Origin of the sequence: Massilia sp. Mn16-1_5, assembly GCF_004798585.1 — a bacterium.
Taxonomy (GTDB): domain Bacteria; phylum Pseudomonadota; class Gammaproteobacteria; order Burkholderiales; family Burkholderiaceae_D; genus Telluria.
Window position 1 is genome coordinate 234,937 of sequence record NZ_PPXQ01000002.1, and the last position, 18,910, is coordinate 253,846.

The following is an 18,910-nucleotide window of genomic DNA, read 5'->3' on the forward strand; positions in this document are numbered from 1 at the left end:
CCCGCCCTACGATGCACAACGGTCCCAGGTCGATGCGTAACCGTAGGGCGGGCATGCCCGCGCAGAAACGGCGCTTGCCGTCGGCTTACTTCAACACCTACGCCACCTGCCGTCCGCGATTCGAGGTCACCAACCGCTGCAGCGTCTGCTGCATCTGCATTTCAATGTTCGAAATGCTGCACCCGACCTGCACCTGCTCCCCCAGCAGGAAGCTGCGGAACGGCCGCAGCAGGCGGATTTCCAGGTCGGCGACGATCGCCAGCGCCGGGCCCAGCTGCAGGCGCACGCTCTTCAGTTTACGGCCCACATACAGTTCCGCCGCCTGGTCGGGCGTGGCGCGCAAGCCGACGCCGCCGGTGGAATAGTCGCACAGGGGCAGCTCGAACTGCTTGTTCATCAGGGTGAAGGTAGCGGCATAGTTGCCGTTGACCGGAGTGTCCAGGCGCGGCGCCGCACGGCGATTCAGTACCAGGCAGGATTCCGGGAACACGGCCGGCACCAGGTTGAGTGTGCCGGGCTGTGGCGTCCACTCGCCTGCCAGGTCGAACTGGAGCTTGGCATTGCCGCCGAGCGCCGCGACGAAGGTCGCACGGCCGGGTGGAATCGTGCCGACGACGTCGAGCGTGAAATGGGGTTCTTCCGGATGCACCGTGTCGATGCGCGCCAGCAGCGGCTCCCCCAGGCTGCCCGGGTAGATCGTCAGCGGTTCCCCGGACTCGGCCAGGCTGGTGAAGGTCTCGCCGATGTCGAAGGGATCGCGCATCTCGTGCGGCGCGGCGCTCTGGTGGATGCGTTCGAGCAGGTCGCTGGGACGGGGCGGTCCCTTGCGGGGCGGGTGATTCGGGGTATCGGTCACGGCGGCAATCCTTGCAGCAAAATCTGCCGGGCAGGACCCCGGCAGCTGCCAGTATAAACGGCCAGGCCTGGTGTTGCAAAAAGTAAATTACTATTTACAAAACAACAGGCCCGCCGTGGCGGAATCGCCTCAGATTTCCAGGTTGTCGATCAGGCGCGTGGTACCCAGCTTGGCCGCGGCCAGCACCACCAGCGGCGCGCCCTCGAGCAGGTCGCCGGCCGACGGCGGCTGCAGGTCGATGCGCTTGCGCACCGAGACGTAATCCGGCTTCCAGCCGCGTGCGCTCAGTTGCGCCATCGCCTCGCGCTCGACCGAGAAAATGTCGAGGTGGCCGCCGCGGATCTCGTTGGCGACAAAGTTCAGTCCCTGGAACAGGGCCGGCGCTTCGGCACGTTCGTCGGGCGACAGGTACATGTTGCGCGAGGAGAGGGCCAGGCCGTCCTCGGCGCGCCAGGTCTCGGCGCCGATGATTTCGGTCGGCAGCGCGAACTGGCGCGCCATGTTACGCACGATCATCAGCTGCTGGTAATCCTTCTTGCCGAACACGGCCACGCGCGGCTGCACGCAGGAGAACAGTTTGGTCACGACCGTGCAGACGCCACCGAAGAAGCCCGGGCGGAACTCGCCTTCCAGCGTATTGCCCAGGGTGTCGGGGGGCTGCACGCGGTATTCCTGCGGCTCCGGATACAGGTCCTTCTCGGTCGGCGCGAACAGCACGTACACGCCTTCCTTTTCCAGTTTCTCGACGTCGGCCTGGAAGGTGCGCGGATATTTGTCGAAGTCTTCGTTCGGGCCGAACTGCAGGCGGTTCACGAAGATGGACGCGACCACCGGGTCGCCATGCTTGCGCGCCAGGCGCATCAGCGACAGGTGGCCTTCGTGCAGGTTGCCCATCGTCGGCACGAAGGCGGTGCGCAGCTGGCCGCGCAGCTGGTCGCGCAGTTCGTCGATGGTGGTGATGATTTTCATGGTGTTATATGCGTAAGGTTAATTGCATGCGCAAGCATAAGCTGTTTATGCCGGCGAGTACGCGAGGCGCACGTAAATCGGCGCGAACGGTTCTGCCTGCGTGATTTCGACCAGGGTTTCCTTGGCCAGCTCGAGCAGGGCGACAAAATGGACGACGACGATCGGCACCGATTCCGAGCCTGCGAACAGCTCGCCGAATTCGACGAAACGCTGGGACTGCAGGGTACGCAGGATCGCCGACATGTGCTCGCGTACCGACAGCTCCTGGCGCCCGATGCGGTGGTGCTGGGTCAGCTTCGCGCGGCGCAGCACGTCGAGCCAGGCGCGCTGCAGATCGTGCGGATCGACGTGCGGCAAGACCGGGGTCAGGCTTTGTTCGACCGTCAGCGAAGGGCGCTGGAAATCGCGGCCTTCCTGCGGGATCGCGCCCAGGCGCACGGCGGCCAGCTTGATCTGTTCGTATTCCAGCAGGCGCCGCACCAGCTCCGCGCGCGGGTCGCCCGTGTCTTCGATCAGGTCGTCCTGGCGTTTCGGGAGCAGCATGCGCGACTTGATCTCGATCAGCATCGCCGCCATCAGCAGATACTCGGCGGCCAGTTCCAGGTTGCTCTTGCGGATCTGCTCGACGTATTCCAGGTATTGCAGGGTCACCTGCGCCATCGGGATGTCGAGGATGTTGAAGTTCTGCTTGCGGATCAGGTAGAGCAGCAGGTCGAGCGGACCTTCGAAGGCGTCGAGAAAGATCTCGAGGGCATCCGGCGGGATGTACAGGTCGTTCGGCATGCGCAGCAGCGGCTCGCCGTACAGGCGCGCAATCGCCGCCGCGGCGGCATCGTCGAGGCGGGCAGCTTCATCAACGATCGCTCCATCGGCCGCCACCTCAGGTGCAACTTCGGTGGCGGCCTGTTCCGGCAGCATGCCTGGTGGCCTTTAGACCTTGGTCTGGTAAGGGTAAGCGTTCTGGCGCAGGCGCGATTCCTTGATGCGCGCTTCTTCCTCGAGCGAGATCGGGGCCTTGTCCCACAGCAGGGAGCGGCCTTCCTGTTGGCGCTGTTCCATACCCGGCGTTTTCGCCTTCAATTCTTCGATGAACTTGGTGTGCTCGGATACGTAACCGGTAAATTTAGCCATTTGATTTGATTCAGAAAATAAATGCCGGGACGGCGAGGGCAGATTGTTCCGCCCCACGCGTCCCGGCGTCAAGGTTTAAGGATGCAGCGCGTTCAGTTGGCGTGCAATGATGTCGTGGTTCAGCCACAGCACCGGGGCGATCTTCTCCGACGCGCCGTAGAACATCAGCGGGCCGGCGCCTTCCAGCACCAGCGAGGACAGGTGGTCGGTGATCAGGGCCTTCTTGTCCTTGTGCAGGCCGGTGATCTCTTCCGAGGTGCCGATCATGACGTCGGCCAGGGCCGGTGTATTGTCCATCGGCCAGGCTTCGAAGTTGCGGAACTGGGCGCTGGTCGGGTCGTTGTTGTATTGCTCGATCTTGTCCAGCAGCGATTGCAGCGAGGTGCCTTCGCCCAGCAGGTTCTGGCAGATCTGCCATTGTTGCTCAGCCCATTCTCCGCCGCCTTCCTTCTTCAGCGCGGTCAACAGCGGGAACAGCGACAGTTCGACGCCCACGAAGATGTCCGAGGAATTGGTGCGGATTTCCGGGCAGTTGAAGACGGTCGCGGCGATGCCCTGGTTCCAGGCGGCCTGTGCAACGCTTTCCAGGCGCATCTTGGCGTAGCCCTGGGTGTAGTTGGTGTAGGTCTGCCAGACGTATTCGCCGCCGATCAGGATCTCGGTGCCGTGGTAGCCGTAGGCCGTGTAGCGCACTTCGCCACCGGCTTTCGTTACGCGCTCGCGGATCGGGGCGGAGGCGTCGATCAGGTATTTCAGCGTGTTGGCCGTGACTTCGTCGAAGTTCATCAGGATCAGCTTGCCCAGGTCGCTGTCGAGCAGGGCGCGCGAGGACTCGAAGCGGTCGCCGCGGCCCTTATAGATGCGGTTGGCGATGGCCAGGAAGGCCTTGATCTTCGGGATGCCACCGGCCATGGTGTGGGCGAAGAAGACGTTGGCGCCTTTCGGGATCAGCTTGTCGATCTCGGCCATGGCCTGGGCGGCGCTGGTCGTGAAGCGGCGCACGCCGGCTTCGCGGCAGCGCTCGATCTTTTCCCAGTCCAGCTTGTCGTCCTGCCAGGTCTTGAGCTTCACGTCGGCCAGCAGTTCGGTCGGGTTCTGCTCGCCTTCCGGCGCGTCCATGTCGAAACCGGCCATCAGCGGCACGTTGACGATGCGGCCGCCCAGCTTTTCTTCGGCTTCCGCGTGTTCTTCAGCGGTCAGCGCGCGCAGGGCGCCGGTCTCGTCGCGGCGGCCGACGGTGATGCCGACGATCGTCATGCCCGCCTTGCGCGCCTCGTCGATCAGGCCATTCACATAGCCGCGGCCGAACAGTTCGCCGAACAGGACGAAGACGTCGCCCTTGCGGAACACGTTGGCGGTCGGGATATGGCGGAGGGGAGTGAGTTCGGTCATGTTATTTTCTACCTCTCAAAGGAGTTTGTAGGGGCGTCTAGAGCGCGTGTTTCTTCAGAAAAACGGCATTATACCGCCGCCATGTGGGCCAGGAAACGTTCTTCCCAGGCCCTTGCCACTGGTTCAGCGAATGCGCATGCCCGGCGTCGCGCCCGGCATCGGGTCCAGCAGATACATGCCTGGATTCGTCTTCTCGTCGGCGGCCGAGGCGCACAGCACCATACCTTCCGACACGCCGAACTTCATCTTGCGCGGCGCCAGGTTGGCCACCATCACCGTCAGCTTGCCGACCAGCTCTTCCGGCTTGTAGGCCGACTTGATACCCGAGAACACGTTGCGGTGACGGCCTTCGCCCACGTCCAGCGTCAGGCGCAGCAGCTTGCCGGCGCCTTCGACGTGCTCGCAGTTGACGATGCGGGCTACACGCAGATCGATCTTCGTAAAATCGTCGATCGAGATTTCCGGTGCGAGTTCTTCGATGTCGGCGCCGGCTTCGTCCACTGGGGCGGTCGCCGCAACGGCCAGGCCGGAATCGGACACGACGGCGGGCGCAGCAGGAGCCGCAGGCTTGTCGAACAGGTTCTCGACCATCTTGGCGTCGACGCGCTGCATCAGGTGGCTGTAGGCGCCGATCGTGCGGCCCAGCATGGAGCTGGTGACGGCCTCGCCCTGGGTATCCGCCCAGCTGAAGCCGGCGTCGCCCAGGAATTCAGAGACGCGCGCGGCCACTTGCGGCAGCACCGGCGAGAGCATGATGGTCAGCTGGCGGAACAGGATGAGCGCGGTGGTGCAGACGTCGTGCAGTTCGGCCGTTTTCGTTTCGTCTTTCGCCAGGATCCATGGCTTGTTCTCGTCGACGAACTGGTTCGTCACGTCGGCGATCTCCATGATCTCGCGCAGTGCACGGCCGAACTCGCGGGCTTCGAAAGCGGCGGCGATGCTCGCCTGGCGCTCTACGCCGTCCACGGTCAAGGCTTTCGCGATCCAGCTCTTCGCGTTATCCGACAGCGAGCTTGCCAGCTTCCCGTCGAATTTCTTGGCAATAAAACCGGCGCAACGGCTGGCGATGTTCACGTACTTGCCGATCAGGTCGCTGTTGACGCGGGCGACGAAGTCCTCGCCGTTGAAGTCCAGGTCTTCGACTTTCGCGTTCAGCTTGAAGGCTAGGTAGTAGCGCAGCCATTCCGGGTTCATGCCCAGTTCCAGGTAGCGCAGCGGCGAGATGCCGGTGCCGCGCGACTTCGACATCTTTTCGTTGTTCACGGTCAGGTGGCCGTGCACGGCCACTTTCAGCTTGTCGATGATCGGGTGGCCCGAGAAATTCAGCATCGCCGGCCAGAACAGCAGGTGGAAGGACACGATGTCCTTGCCGATGAAGTGCACTTGCTCGGCGTTCGGGTCCTTGAGGAAGGCGTCGAAATCCAGGCCCTGCTTGTCGAAGTAGTTCTTCAGCGAAGCCAGGTAGCCGACCGGCGCGTCCAGCCACACATAGAAGAACTTGCCCGGCGCATCCGGAATCGGGATGCCGAAGTAGGGCGCGTCGCGGGAAATGTCCCAGTCGGCCAGCTTTTCGCCGGATTCGCCCAGCCACTCGGAGACCTTGTTCACCATCTCGGGTTGCAGGCGGCCCGGGGTGTTCAGCCATTCCTTCAGGAAGTGGAAGCAGCGCGGGTCGGACAGCTTGAAGAAATACTGTTCCGAGGGCTTCAGCACCGGGGCCGAGCCGGTGAACACCGAGTACGGATTGATCAGTTCGGTCGGCTGGTAGGCGGCGCCGCAGACTTCGCAGTTGTCGCCGTACTGGTCTTTCGCATGGCACTGCGGGCACTCGCCCTTGATGTTGCGGTCGGCCAGGAACATGCCCTTGACCGGGTCGAAGAAGCGGTCGACGGTCTTGGTGACGATCAGGCCGGCATCGCGCAGCTTGCGGTAGATGCCCTGCGAGAGTTCGACGTTCTCCGGCGAATCGGTCGAATACCAGTTGTCGAAGGCGATGTGGAAGCCGTCCAGGTACTGCGGGCGGCCGGCGGCGATCTTGGCCACGAATTCCTGCGGGGTGATGCCTTCCTTCTCGGCGGCGATCATGATCGGCGTGCCGTGGGTGTCGTCGGCGCAGACGAAATGCACCTGGCGCTTGGTGTCGCCGTCGCGCTGCATTCGCTGGAAGCGGACCCAGATGTCGGCCTGGATGTACTCCATCATGTGGCCGATGTGGAAGGCGGCATTCGCGTAGGGCAGGGCGGTAGTGACGAACAGCTTGCGGGTCATGGTCGAAACGCTATTAGTGGACGGAAAAAAGGCATTCTACCAGCGGATGGCCCTAAACGTTTAGGGGGTATTGGCTCGTTTTGCCATTTCAACAAGAGACCACGGTTCGATTTTTGCTACACTGCGCCCATCACATTCGGAGAAACACATGAGCATCACAGCAGACGAGGTCAAGGCGGCACTGGCAAAGGTCATCGATCCTAATACGGGCAAGGACTTCGTGTCCTCGAAATCGGTCAAGAACATCCAGGTCGATGGCGCCGACGTCGCCTTCGACCTGGAGCTGGGCTATCCGGCGAAGAGCCAGGTTGCCCCGCTGCGCGCCCTGGCCGTGAGCGCCGTCAAGGGCATCCCGGGCGTCGGCAACGTCAGCGTCAGCGTGCAGGTGAAAATCCTGTCGCACGCGGTGCAGCGCGGCCTGAAGGTGATGCCCAACGTGAAGAACATCATCGCCGTGGCCTCGGGCAAGGGCGGCGTCGGCAAGTCGACCACCGCCGTCAACCTGGCGCTGGCCCTGGCCGCCGAGGGCGCCAGCGTCGGCGTGCTGGATGCCGACATCTACGGTCCCTCGCAGCCGATGATGCTGGGCATTAACGCGCGTCCGGAAAGCCTGGACGGCAAGACCATGGAGCCGCTGGAAAACCACGGAGTGCAAGTGTCCTCGATCGGCTTCATGATCGATCCGGACGAGCCCATGGTCTGGCGCGGCCCGATGGTCACGCAAGCCCTGCAGCAGCTGCTCGAGCAGACCAACTGGCGCGACCTGGATTACCTGATCGTTGACATGCCGCCGGGCACCGGCGACATCCAGCTGACCCTGTCGCAGAAAGTCCCGGTCACGGGCGCCGTGATCGTCACCACGCCGCAGGACATCGCCCTGCTGGACGCGCGCAAGGGTTTGAAGATGTTCGAGAAGGTCGGCATTCCGATCATCGGCATCGTCGAGAACATGAGCACCCACATCTGCTCGAACTGCGGCCATACCGAGGCGATCTTCGGCCAGGGCGGCGGCGAGAAGATGTGCAAGGACTTCGGCGTCGACTTCCTCGGCGCGCTGCCGCTGACCATGTCGATCCGCGAGCAGACCGATTCGGGCCGCCCGACGGTGGTGGCCGATCCGGATGGCGCTGTGGCCTCGGTCTATAAAGAGATCGCACGCAAGGTTGCCGTCAAGGTGGCCGAGAAGGCGAAGGACATGACGAGCAAATTCCCGAGCATCGTCGTCAAGAACGACTGAATGCGGCTTGCAGCAATACGGGAGCAGCTCGCCGGCCTGGGAGCGCTTCCTGAACACCAGGCGCGCGTCCTGCGCGACTGGGTGCAGGGCGCGCCGCACGAGCGCGGGCGGCGCCGTCCCGCCGACTATCTGCCGAAAACCGTACGCGAGGCGCTGCCCCGGCTCGATGCCGAGCTGGCCGGGCTGGCGCGCGTGATCAGCGAGCACCCGGCCGAGGATGGCTCGGCGCGCCTGCTGGTCGGATTGGCGGACGGCCAGGCCGTGGAAACCGTGCTGCTGCCGCGCGACGGCGTCTGTGTCTCGAGCCAGGTCGGCTGCGCCGTCGGTTGCCAGTTTTGCATGACCGGGCGCGAGGGGCTGTTGCGCCAGATGACGAGCGGCGAAATCGTGGCCCAGGTCGTCCTGGCCCGTGCCCGTCGTCCGGTGAAAAAGGTCGTGTTCATGGGCATGGGCGAGCCGGCCCATAACCTGGACAATGTGCTGGAAGCCATCGAGCTGCTCGGCATCGAGGCGAATATCCCGCATAAAAACCTGGTGTTCTCGACCGTCGGCGACCCGCGCGCCTTCCAGCGTTTGCCGCTGGGTAGGGTCAAACCGGCGCTGGCCCTGTCCCTGCACACCACCAAGCCGGACCTGCGCGCCGAACTGCTGCCGCGCGCCCCGAAGCTGGCGCCTGAGAAGCTGGTGGAATTCGGCGAACGCTACGCGCGCCTGTCCGGCTACCCGATCCAATACCAGTGGACCCTGCTGGATGGCGTCAACGATGGCCAGGATGAGCTGGATGGCATCGTCGCCCTCCTGCGCGGCAAGTACGCGATCCTCAACATGATTCCCTACAACACCATTCCCGACCTCGCTTTCCGGCGCCCGAGCTGGGACAAGGCGAGGGCGATCGCGGCTGCCCTGCATGCGCGCGGGGTGCTGACCAAGCTGCGCGACTCGGCCGGCCAGGACGTGGAGGGCGGCTGCGGCCAGTTGCGCGCCCGGGTCGCACGCAGCATTCCCCGCAGTATTCCCATCCAGCGCGCCTGAAGTTTCTTCCACGCCAACACGACGCTTTTTCTTGTCAAGCGTTGCGCGCATGTTTTTCCGCGTCCGTTCTGTTTAAAAATAAAGTCTGTAGGAACAACCTTCCTACACTGGCGTTTGACCCTCATTCGCCAAGCGGCCAGCAAGCCGTAACAAGGACACATGAACAGCACCTGCGCGCGATGGAGCGACCGTTACCTGGGCGCGAACCACTGGTTCATCCCGGCCGACCTGTTGAAGGGGGCGGCCAACATGCGCACGCGCGCCGAAAACGTCGTCAACGCCGCCCTGCTGGCCGGCACCGCCGGACCCTTTTACGCGCTGGCCTACCACCTGCTCGGCTTCGATGCGGCCGCCGTCGAGATCCTGCTGTGCTGCGTCGGCATGCTGCTCTCGCCGCTGCTGCTGCGCTTCAGCGGCAGCATCTGGGCCGCGCGCGAACTGTTCCTGTGCGCGCTGTTCTTCAATTTCACCTGGCTCAGCTACAACCTGGGCGGCATCGGGGCGCCCACGGCCAGCTGGCTGATCACGGCGCCGCTGGTCGCGATGTTCCTGGGCGGCGTCGCCAGCGCCCTGTTCTGGCTGGCGCTCAGCTGCGCCGCCGCCGTCACTATCTATATGCTGCCCGGGGCCGGTTATCCGCTGCCGAGCCACCCGGTGGCGGACATGGCGCTGCTCTACCTGGCCTGCCACCTCGGCCTGTTCGTGGTGGTGCTGGTGTTCGCGCTGCTGTTCGAGCTGACCAAGACCCAGGGCTTCGTCAAGCTCGAGCAGGCGCTCGGCACCATCAACGAGCTGGCCATCCGCGACGAGCTGACCGGGGTGCACAACCGCCGTTACCTGCTCGGCCTGATCGACCGCGAAAAGGAGCGCAGCGACCGCAACGGCCGCGCCTTTTGCCTCTGCCTGCTCGACATCGATTTCTTCAAGCGCATCAACGACACCTGGGGCCACAGCGCCGGCGACACCGTGCTGCGCGCCTTTGCCGGCACCGTGCAGGGCCTGGTGCGCGGCAGCGATTGCTTCGGGCGCTACGGCGGCGAGGAATTCCTGCTGATGCTGCCCGAAACCCCGGCCGCCGACGCCATGGTGCTGGCCGAGCGCGTGCGCGCCGCGATCGAGAAGATGCGCTGTGTCGAAGGCGGCAGCGAGATCGCCTTGACGGTCTCGATCGGGATGGCCGAGTACCGCATGGGCGAGGCGGTCGGGCTGGCGGTCGGGCGCGCCGACGAGGCGCTGTATCTTGCCAAGTCGAGCGGCCGCAACCGGGTGGTCTGCCATGGGCAGGGCGAATCGACCCTGGCGCTGCGCGCGGATGCGCCGGTGATGGTGCAGCTGAAAGACCTGGGCGCCAGCGTCGGCCGCATGCTCGACGGCGTGCATTGCGACCAGCTGACGGGCCTGCTGAACCGGCGCCTGCTGCGCGACCGCCTGCGCCACGCGATGGACCGGGCCGACCGCAATCGCCGCCTGGTGGCGCTGCTGCTCCTGAACATCAACAAGTTCAAGGAAGTCAACGACGCCCTCGGCTACGAGGCCGGCGACGCACTGCTGGTGCAGGCCGGCGGCATCATCCGCCAGTGCCTGCGCGACTGCGATACGGTGGCGCGCTGGAGCGGCGACGAATTCGTGGCGTTGCTGGAAGACCTGGGCGGGGAGAGCGACGCGCGCCAGGTGGCCGAGAAGATCCTCGATCGTTTCGGCCTGCCGCTCGTCCTGGACCAGGCGGCCGGCGCGCGCGAATGTTTTGTGACGCTCTCGGTCGGCGTGGCCCTGTACCCGGCCGAGCACTGCGACCTCGACGCGCTGCTCAAGCGCGCCGACATCGCCATGCGCAGCGCGCGCGCCTGGGGCGAGAACACGGTCCAGCTGTATTCGAGCGCCGTCAGTGAACCGCAAAGCGAACGCCTGGCGCTGAAGAACGGCCTGCGCGACGCCCTCGCGCGCGGCCAGCTGTTCCTCGAATACCAGCCGCAGGTCGACCTGGCCACGCGCCGCATCGTCGGGGTCGAGGCGCTGCTGCGCTGGCAGCATCCGGTGTACGGGCGCATCGATCCGGGCCGCTTCATTCCACTGGCCGAGGAAACCGGCATGATCGTGCCGATCGGCGACTGGGTGCTGCGCACGGCCTGCGCCCAGAACCGCGCGTGGCGCGACGCCGGCCTGCCAGGCGTGAAGACGGCCGTCAACCTGTCGGCGCGCCAGCTGCGCCACCCCGACATCGCCGCGCGCGTGCTGGAGATCGTCGAATCGAGCGGCCTGCCGCGCGGCTGCCTCGACCTCGAGATCACCGAGGGCGTGCTGATCGACGACCTGGAAGCGAACCGCGCCGTGATGGCGTCCTTGCGTGCGGCCGGCGTGCTGGTCTCGATCGACGACTTCGGCACCGGCTACTCCAGCCTGAACTACCTGTCCGAACTGCCCGTCGACATCCTCAAGATGGACGGCCTGTTCGTGCGCAGGCTCGGCCAGGCATCCGGCAAGGATGGGCGCGCGCGCCCGTATGCGATCGCCGAGGCCATCGTGGCGATGGCGCACCGGCTCGAGTTGAAGGTGATTGCCGAGTGCGTCGAGAACGCCGAGCAGCTGGGCGACCTGGACGCCATGGGTTGCGACGAAGCCCAGGGTTACCTGTTCCACCGGCCGCTGCCAGCCGAACAGGTCGGCGCGCTGCTCGCGCGCCAGGCCGGACAGGCGGCCGCCATGCTTGCCGCCTGATTTTCCCTCTTTTATCCCGAAGTTTATTCCCTTAGCGAGGAGTACACCGTGCACGAGGAAACGATCGTCTTCGAGCGCGCCGCCGACATCGCCGGACTGGAAGCCTCCGGTGCACTGCGCGGCAGCGTCGCCCAGTTCGCGCAAGCGCGCGGCCCCAACCTGATCCGCCGTACCGAGGCGCTCGACGCCTGGTGCCGGCTGCGCGCCGCGCACGGCGTCTGGCAATACGCGCGTGCGCTCGATGGCGCGCCGAGTCCGGAATCAAGCGTGCGCGAGGAGGGCGAGGCCGCCAGCGCAGCCTCGCGCGGCGTCAACTTCGCCTCTCAGGATTACCTGTCGCTGGCCTCGCACCCGGCGGTGCACGAAGCGGCGCGCGCGGCCTTGCAGGAAGCCGGCCCGCACAGCGCCGGCTCGGCGATCCTGCTCGGCAACAGCCGCCTGTCGCTGGCGCTGGAACAGGCGCTCGGCACGCTGCTGCAGTGCGAACACGTGACCCTGTTCCCGACCGGCTGGGGCGCGGCTTTCGGCGCCATCACGGCGCTGGTGCACGCGCGCGACTACGTCGTGGTCGACCAGCTGGCCCACGCTTCGCTGCGCCAGGGCGCGAATGCCGCGACCCGCAACGTGGTGCTGCACCGGCACCTGGACTCCGGCCACGTGCGCGAACTGCTGGCCGCGATCCGCGCCCGCGATACCGAGAACGGCATCCTGGTCGTGACCGAAGGCCTGTTCAGCATGGATGCCGATTGTCCCGACCTGCCGCTGATGCAGCACCTGTGCCGCGAGTACAACGCCACCCTGCTGGTCGACGTCGCCCACGACCTGGGTGCGCTCGGTCCGAACGGCAGCGGCAGCCTGGGGCTGCAGGGCATGCTGGGCAAGGTGGATCTCGTCATGGGCGCGTTCTCGAAAACCTTCGCTTCGAACGGCGGTTTTGTCGCCAGCGCCTCACACGCGGTCAAGCGCCAGATGCAGCTGTTCGCCGGGCCGCACCTGTTTTCGAACGCGCTGTCGCCGGTGCAGGCGGCCTGCGTGCTGGAATCCCTGCGTATCGTCGAGAGCAGCGAAGGCGAGGGCCTGCGCGACGCCCTGCTGCGCAATGCGATGGCCTTGCGCGCCAACCTGGCCGAGACCGGCATGCGCTGCATCGGCGTGCCCTCCGCGATCGTGCCGCTCTGGATCGGCAACGAACAGGTGGCGCGCCTGGCCGGACGCACGCTGGCGCGCGAGGGCGTGTTCGTGAATGCGGTCGAGTATCCGGGCGTGCCCCTGGGCGCCGCGCGGCTGCGCCTGCAAGTGATGGCGGGCCACCGGCCGGCCCAGCTGCGCCAGGGCGCGCGCATGATCGGGGCGGCCGTCAGCGGCGCCGGCGCGGCGCTCGGCGTGGAGCCGGCGCGCCAGCCCTGGCCGCGGGAGCGCGCCCGTGGCTGACACATCCGGCCCCGGAGCGCCGCTGCTGGCGGAGCGCCTGCGCGAGCGGGCGCACAGCACCCCGCAGCGCGTCGCCTATACCTTCCTGCGCGAGGACGGCGTCGCACAGGATATCGGCTACGCCGAACTGGCCGCGCGCGTCGATGCGCTGGCCGGACACATGCTGCACCATGCCGCACCGGGCCAGCGCGCCTTGCTGCTGTACCCGGCGGGGATCGACTTCATCGTCGCCTTCTTCGCCTGCCTGGCGGCCGGCATCCATGCCGTGCCGGCCGCGCCCGCGCACCGCGCCCGCGATTGCGCGCGCTTGGAGGCGCTGCTGGCCGACGCCGCGCCGGCGCTGGTGCTGTGCGCGCCTGAGGCGCACGCGGCCTGCGCGGCGGCGCTGGCGCGTGCCGGCTGCACGGCGCCCCTGTTGCGGGAACCAGGCACGGCAGGCGCCGCCGCCTTGCCGCGGCCGGCCCTCGATGCCGTTGCTTTTCTCCAGTACACCTCGGGTTCCACCGGCCAGCCGAAGGGCGTCGAAGTCACCCATGCGAACATCGCCGCCAACGTCGCGGCGATCGGCAGCGCCTTCGGCTTCCGGCCGGAGACGGTGATGGTGAGCTGGCTGCCGCCTTTCCACGACATGGGCCTGATCGGCAGCATCGCCGCGCCTTTGATGCTCGGCTTTCGCTCGGTGCTGATGGCGCCGGGCAGCTTCCTGCGCAGGCCAGGCGCCTGGCTGGAAGCGGTCACGCGCTACTCCGCCACCTGCAGCGGCGGACCGAACTTCGCCTGGGACCTCTGCCTGCGCCGCATCCAGGGCGCGCAGAAGGCGCAGCTCGACCTCTCCAGCCTGGAGGTGCTCTACAATGGCGCGGAACCGGTACGCGCCACGACGCTGGAGGCGTTCATGGAGGCCTTCGGCCCCTGCGGCCTGCGCCGCGAAGCCCTGTTTCCGTGCTACGGCATGGCCGAGGCCACGCTGCTGGTGGCGGGCGGCCCGCGTGGACGCGCGCCGCGCATGCTGGCGCTGGACACGGCGGCGCTGGAGCGCGGCGCGGTGCGCGAAGCGCATCGAGGCCAGGCCGGCAGCCGGCTGCTGGTCAGCTGCGGTCCGGGCGCGCCGGGCGTCGCCCTGGCCGTGGTCGATCCGGCGCGCGCCACCCCAAGGGCGGAGGGCGAGATCGGCGAACTCTGGATCGCCGGCCCCGCCGTCGCCCGCGGCTACCATGCGCGCCCCCAGGACAGCGCCCGCAGCTTCGGCCTCCGGATCGCCGATGCGCCGGCCGCCTGGCAAGGCGCGCGCTGGCTGCGCAGCGGCGACCTCGGCTTCGTGCGCGACGGCGAAGTCTATATCACGGGCCGCCGCAAGGACGTCATCGTGATCCACGGCCGCAAGATCCACGCCCAGGACGTCGAAGCGCTGGCCGAAAGCGCTGCCGCCGAACTCGCGCCGAACAGCTGCGCCGCCTTCGCGCTGGACGGCGAGGGCAAGGAAGGTGGCGAGCGCCTGGCCCTGGTGGTCGAGGCGACGCGGGCGCTGGCGCGCGGCGGCGACCTTGATGCGCTGGCGCGTTCGATCCGCGCCGGGGTGACGGCCGGCACCGGCGTGGCGCTGCAGCTGCTGGCCTTTGTCGCGCCCGGCGCGTTCCCGCGCACCACCAGCGGCAAGGTCCAGCGCGCGCGCTGTAAGGAGCTGCTGCGGCGGGGCGCCTTGCCCCTGCTGGCCGTGCGCACGGCGCATGCCGGGGGCAGCGAGGGCAGCGCGGGCAGCGCGGGAAGCGCAACCCGCGCCGATGCCGCCATCGACTGGCTGCGTGGTTACGCGGCGCGCAGGCTCGACTCGCGCCTGGCCGACGAGCGCCGCTCGCTGGCGCCGCACGTCCTGCTCGATTTCGGCGCCCGCGGCCTGCTCGGGCTGCAGGCGCCGCTCACCAAAGGCGGCCTGGCGCTGGCCACGACGGACCTGGTGCGCGTGATGGCGCAGCTGGCCGCGCTCGACCTGAGCCTGGCGACCCTGGTCGGCGTACACAACGGTCTCGGCTTGCGCCCGCTGCTGCGCTTCGGGACCGAGGCGCTGCGCGCCCAGTGGCTGCCGGTGCTGGCGGGCGGGCGCCAGCTGGCCGCCTACGCGCTGAGCGAGCCGCAGGCCGGATCGAACCCGCGCGCGATCGGCAGCCGCGCCGAACGGGTCGAGGGCGGCTGGCGCCTCGACGGCGAGAAGCACCTGATCGGCCTGGCCGCCTGGGCCGGCGTGCTGACGGTGTTCGCGCGCGCTTTCGACCCGGCGGGACGGGCGCTGGGGACGATCGCGCTGCTGGTTCCGGCCGATGCGCCCGGCCTGGTTCTGGGACCGGAAGCGCTGACGATGGGCATGCGCGCGATGCCGCAGAGTGCGCTGCGTTTCGAGGGCGTGTATGTGCCGGACGCCCAGGTGCTGGGCGAACCCGGCGCCGGCATGGAGGTGGCCCAGGATGCGATGGGCTTCGCGCGCCTGGGCATCGGCGCCCTGTGCGTGGGCGCGATGCAGCGCTGCCTGCAATTGATGGCGCGCTATGCGGCGCGGCGCGACATCGCCGGCGGGCGCCTGCTCGACAACCCGGTGACGCTGCTGCGCCTGCACGAAGTCGATTGCGCCATCGAGGCAGCGCAGGCCCTGGTCGACGCGCTGGCGGACGAGATCGATGCCGGCACAGCGCTGCCGCTTGACGCCTGCAGCGCCTGCAAATGCGTGCTCTCGGAACTGCTGTGGGAGACGGTCGACCGCCTGGTGCAGATGCTGGGCGGGCGCGGCTACCTCGAGAACAACCTGGCGCCGCAACTGCTGCGCGACGCGCGCGTGCTGCGCATCCTGGAAGGGCCGAGCGAAGCCTTGTACGCCCACCTCGGGGCGCTGGCGCGCCTGCCCGGCAATCCCTTGATGCGGGCGCTCGAGCGCCTCGGTGGGCCGGGGCAGGCCGCCTGGCCCACCCAGCTGCCTGCGCAGGGCGGCGGCGCCTGGCAGGACGTGCGCAACGGCGAATTCGCCGCCTGGACGCTGCTGGCGGCCGCCGCGCGCGGTGACGCTGCCGCCTGGGCGCGCCGCCGTCTCGACCTGCTGCGCCATGCGATCGAGGCCGAGAGTGGGGCGGCGGCGATTGCGCCCTCGGCCGGCGCGCTGCTGGCGCGCGTCGCGCAGCACGCGCGGGCGATCGGCGACGTCGAGCAGGATGCGCCGGGAGAAGCGGGCGGGCTCGATCCCTTGCTGCGCCGGGCGGCGCCCGACATCGCGGCGGCTCCGGTGGCGGCACCGGCCGCACCGTCCAGCCTGGAACTGGTGCGTGCCTGCGTCGCCCGCTGGCTGCGCGAGGGCGGGCTGGGGGACGGGCCAAATGAGGAGCTGCCGGGCATCGCCGTGGACGTGGCGGCAGAGCGGGACGGCGGCGGCGCGGCATGCGAGCGTGAGGACTGGAACGTCGACACGCCGTTCAGCGACCTCGGTATCGATTCGCTGGCCTCGGTGCCGCTGGCGCTCGAGATCGAGCAGGCCGGCGGGGTGCCGGTCAGCGCCGAGCTGCTCTATGACTACCCGACGGTGCGCGCACTGGCCGCGTATATAGACGAGCAGCGAGACGAGCAGCGCGATGAGCGCTGCACGGAGCCAGGCGGCGAGCGGCGGGTGCACGCGGCATAGCGAAGCAGGGAAGGCGGGCGAGGGCGGTGCCCGCTTGACACGCATCGGGGTAAAATAGCCGCTTTACCCTTTCGCTTTTCGCCATGACCGTCCGCACTCCCGTTCGTACACGCTTTGCTCCCAGCCCGACCGGCTATCTCCACCTCGGCGGCGCGCGCACCGCGCTGTATTCCTGGGCCTACGCCCGCCACTTCGGCGGCACCTTCATCCTGCGCATCGAAGACACCGACCTCGAGCGTTCGACGCCGGAAGCGGTGCAGGCGATCCTGGACGGCATGCAGTGGCTCGGCCTGTCGCACGACGAAGGCCCGTTCTACCAGATGCAGCGCATGGACCGCTACCGCGAAGTCGTCAAGGGCATGCTGGAAGCCGGCACCGCCTACCTCTGTTACTGCTCGCCGGAAGAAGTCGAAGCGATGCGCGAACGCATGCGCGCGGCCGGCGAAAAACCGCGCTACGACGGCACCTGGCGTCCGGAGCCGGGCAAGGTCTTGCCGCCGGTGCCTGAAGGCGTCAAGCCGGTGGTGCGCTTCAAGAATCCGCTGGACGGCGAGGTGACCTGGAACGACGTGGTCAAGGGTCCGATCACGATCGCCAACAAGGAGCTCGACGACCTGATCATCGCGCGTCCGGACGGCACGCCGACCTACAACTTCTGCGTCTCCGTGGACGACTGGGACATGCAGATCACCCACGTGCTGCGCGGCGACGACCACGTGAACAATACGCCGCGCCAGATCAACATCCTGCGCGCGCTGGGCGCCGAGCTGCCGCAGTACGGCCACCTGCCGATGATCCTGGGCCCGGACGGCCAGAAGCTGTCCAAGCGCCACGGCGCCGTCAGCGTGATGCAGTATCCGGAGCAGGGCTATCTGCCGGAAGCGATGCTGAACTACCTGGCGCGCCTGGGCTGGAGCCACGGCGACGATGAGATCTTCTCGATGGAACAGTTCACCGAGTGGTTCAACCTCGAGCACCTGACCGCCTCGGCCGCCCAGTTCAATCCCGAAAAGCTGGCCTGGCTGAACAACCACTACATCAAGGCCGCCGACAACGCGCGCCTGGCCGAGCTGGCGCGGCCGAAAATGGAAGGCGCGCAGTTCGACGGCGCACCTGAGCTTCCTGCCGTGCTGGCGCTGGTGAAGGACCGCGCCAACACGATCAATGAACTCGCCGATGCCGCCATGCTGTTCTTCCGCCAGCCGGCACCAAGTGCGGAGCTGATGAGCCAGCACCTGACCGACGCCGTCAAGCCGGCGCTGGCCGCATTCGCCGAGCGCTGCCGGACGGTTGAGTGGAACAAGGCCGCGATCGCCGCCATGCTCAAGGAAGTGCTGGCCGCCCATGGTCTCAAGATGCCGCAGATCGCGATGCCGCTGCGCCTGCTCGTCACCGGCCAGCTGCAAACGCCGGCGATCGACGCGGTGCTGGAACTGTTCGGCCGCGAGACCGTGCTGGCGCGCGTAGGGAAGGGGCTGTAATCGGGAAGCGAATATCGTGGGACGAACATTCCCTCGATATTCGTCAAATCGGTATTTGCGTAATGCAAGAACCCCCGCTATAATGCTCGCACTTCAGCAGTACGGGGGTATAGCTCAGCTGGGAGAGCGCTTGCATGGCATGCAAGAGGTCAGCGGTTCGATCCCGCTTACCTCCACCACTTTGAAGTGTAGTAATCGGTAGTTCAGGGTCCCCATCGTCTAGAGGCCTAGGACATCACCCTTTCACGGTGAGTACCGGGGTTCGAATCCCCGTGGGGACGCCAAGGTTTTGGCAGAGGTTTTGCCGGAAGCTGCGCCAGCGGCAGCAGTAGTAGATGTAAAAGCAGTATGTTATAATGTTGTTTTCCCGTAGGGGGTATAGCTCAGCTGGGAGAGCGCTTGCATGGCATGCAAGAGGTCAGCGGTTCGATCCCGCTTACCTCCACCACGTAGGAAAAACAATGTTGTAGCAGTCCAGGGTCCCCATCGTCTAGAGGCCTAGGACATCACCCTTTCACGGTGAGTACCGGGGTTCGAATCCCCGTGGGGACGCCAAGAATTCGGCAGTAGCAGTATAGTAGTAATCGATACAGTTTTAGGTCCCCATCGTCTAGAGGCCTAGGACATCACCCTTTCACGGTGAGTACCGGGGTTCGAATCCCCGTGGGGACGCCAGTTAGTGCAAAAAGCCGCCTTGTGCGGCTTTTTGCTTTTCTACGTTTCTCTCCCGTCGAGCATCC

12 protein-coding genes and 5 tRNA genes are annotated in these 18,910 nt (G+C 66.9%); 11 read left to right on the forward strand and 6 right to left on the reverse strand.

The features are described from left to right. Positions 1 to 97: 97 nt before the first annotated feature. The 6 genes from C2862_RS03105 to metG all read right to left on the reverse strand — a co-directional run bounded on the left by C2862_RS03105 (position 98) and on the right by metG (position 6,616). Positions 98 to 856 carry a PilZ domain-containing protein gene (locus C2862_RS03105; protein WP_229467266.1) on the reverse strand — a complete coding sequence of 253 codons (759 nt, stop codon included), beginning with the start codon at positions 854 to 856 and terminating at the stop codon, positions 98 to 100. Between the two features lie 129 nt (positions 857 to 985). Further along, positions 986 to 1,825 (reverse strand): pantoate--beta-alanine ligase, encoded by an 840-nt coding sequence (panC, locus tag C2862_RS03110; RefSeq protein WP_136218653.1) that lies wholly within the window; start codon positions 1,823 to 1,825, stop codon positions 986 to 988. 45 nt (positions 1,826 to 1,870) lie between these two features. Further along, positions 1,871 to 2,743 (reverse strand): ScpA family protein, encoded by an 873-nt coding sequence (locus C2862_RS03115; protein WP_136218654.1) that lies wholly within the window; start codon positions 2,741 to 2,743, stop codon positions 1,871 to 1,873. Between the two features lie 12 nt (positions 2,744 to 2,755). Continuing rightward, positions 2,756 to 2,956 (reverse strand): DUF3460 family protein, encoded by a 201-nt coding sequence (locus C2862_RS03120; protein WP_136218655.1) that lies wholly within the window; start codon positions 2,954 to 2,956, stop codon positions 2,756 to 2,758. A gap of 75 nt (positions 2,957 to 3,031) precedes the next feature. Then, the gene (locus C2862_RS03125; protein ID WP_136218656.1) at positions 3,032 to 4,348 is read right to left on the reverse strand and encodes a hypothetical protein; all 1,317 of its coding nucleotides are present in this window, start codon (positions 4,346 to 4,348) and stop codon (positions 3,032 to 3,034) included. A gap of 123 nt (positions 4,349 to 4,471) precedes the next feature. Next, positions 4,472 to 6,616, reverse strand: a complete 2,145-nt coding sequence (gene metG / locus C2862_RS03130) for a methionine--tRNA ligase (protein WP_136218657.1) — start codon at positions 6,614 to 6,616, stop codon at positions 4,472 to 4,474. Between the two features lie 148 nt (positions 6,617 to 6,764). Between metG and apbC the strand changes: the two genes are divergently transcribed. The 11 genes from apbC to C2862_RS03185 all read left to right on the forward strand — a co-directional run bounded on the left by apbC (position 6,765) and on the right by C2862_RS03185 (position 18,845). Beyond that, entirely contained in the window at positions 6,765 to 7,853 is a 1,089-nt protein-coding gene (gene apbC, locus C2862_RS03135) for an iron-sulfur cluster carrier protein ApbC (RefSeq protein WP_136218658.1), read from the forward strand. Then, positions 7,854 to 8,885, forward strand: coding sequence for an RNA methyltransferase (locus tag C2862_RS03140; RefSeq protein ID WP_136218659.1), 1,032 nt, complete (start codon positions 7,854 to 7,856; stop codon positions 8,883 to 8,885). A gap of 159 nt (positions 8,886 to 9,044) precedes the next feature. Beyond that, a complete protein-coding gene (locus C2862_RS03145) occupies positions 9,045 to 11,600 on the forward strand; it encodes a diguanylate cyclase (protein ID WP_136218660.1) in 2,556 nt (851 codons plus the stop codon). A gap of 48 nt (positions 11,601 to 11,648) precedes the next feature. Further along, the gene (locus C2862_RS03150) at positions 11,649 to 13,031 is read left to right on the forward strand and encodes an aminotransferase class I/II-fold pyridoxal phosphate-dependent enzyme (protein WP_136218661.1); all 1,383 of its coding nucleotides are present in this window, start codon (positions 11,649 to 11,651) and stop codon (positions 13,029 to 13,031) included. Continuing rightward, positions 13,024 to 16,689 (forward strand): AMP-binding protein, encoded by a 3,666-nt coding sequence (locus tag C2862_RS03155; protein WP_136218662.1) that lies wholly within the window; start codon positions 13,024 to 13,026, stop codon positions 16,687 to 16,689. Before C2862_RS03150 ends, C2862_RS03155 begins: the two co-directional genes overlap by 8 nt. A gap of 83 nt (positions 16,690 to 16,772) precedes the next feature. Beyond that, positions 16,773 to 18,170: a glutamate--tRNA ligase gene (gene gltX / locus C2862_RS03160; RefSeq protein WP_136218663.1), complete on the forward strand. Its 1,398-nt coding sequence runs from the start codon at positions 16,773 to 16,775 to the stop codon at positions 18,168 to 18,170. A 103-nt stretch (positions 18,171 to 18,273) separates the two neighbouring features. After that, positions 18,274 to 18,349, forward strand: a tRNA-Ala gene (locus C2862_RS03165). A 29-nt stretch (positions 18,350 to 18,378) separates the two neighbouring features. Then, positions 18,379 to 18,454, forward strand: a tRNA-Glu gene (locus C2862_RS03170). Positions 18,455 to 18,542: 88 nt separating this feature from the next. Continuing rightward, positions 18,543 to 18,618, forward strand: a tRNA-Ala gene (locus C2862_RS03175). A 31-nt stretch (positions 18,619 to 18,649) separates the two neighbouring features. Then, positions 18,650 to 18,725, forward strand: a tRNA-Glu gene (locus C2862_RS03180). Positions 18,726 to 18,769: 44 nt separating this feature from the next. Beyond that, positions 18,770 to 18,845: transfer RNA gene (locus C2862_RS03185), tRNA-Glu, on the forward strand. Positions 18,846 to 18,910: the final 65 nt, after the last annotated feature.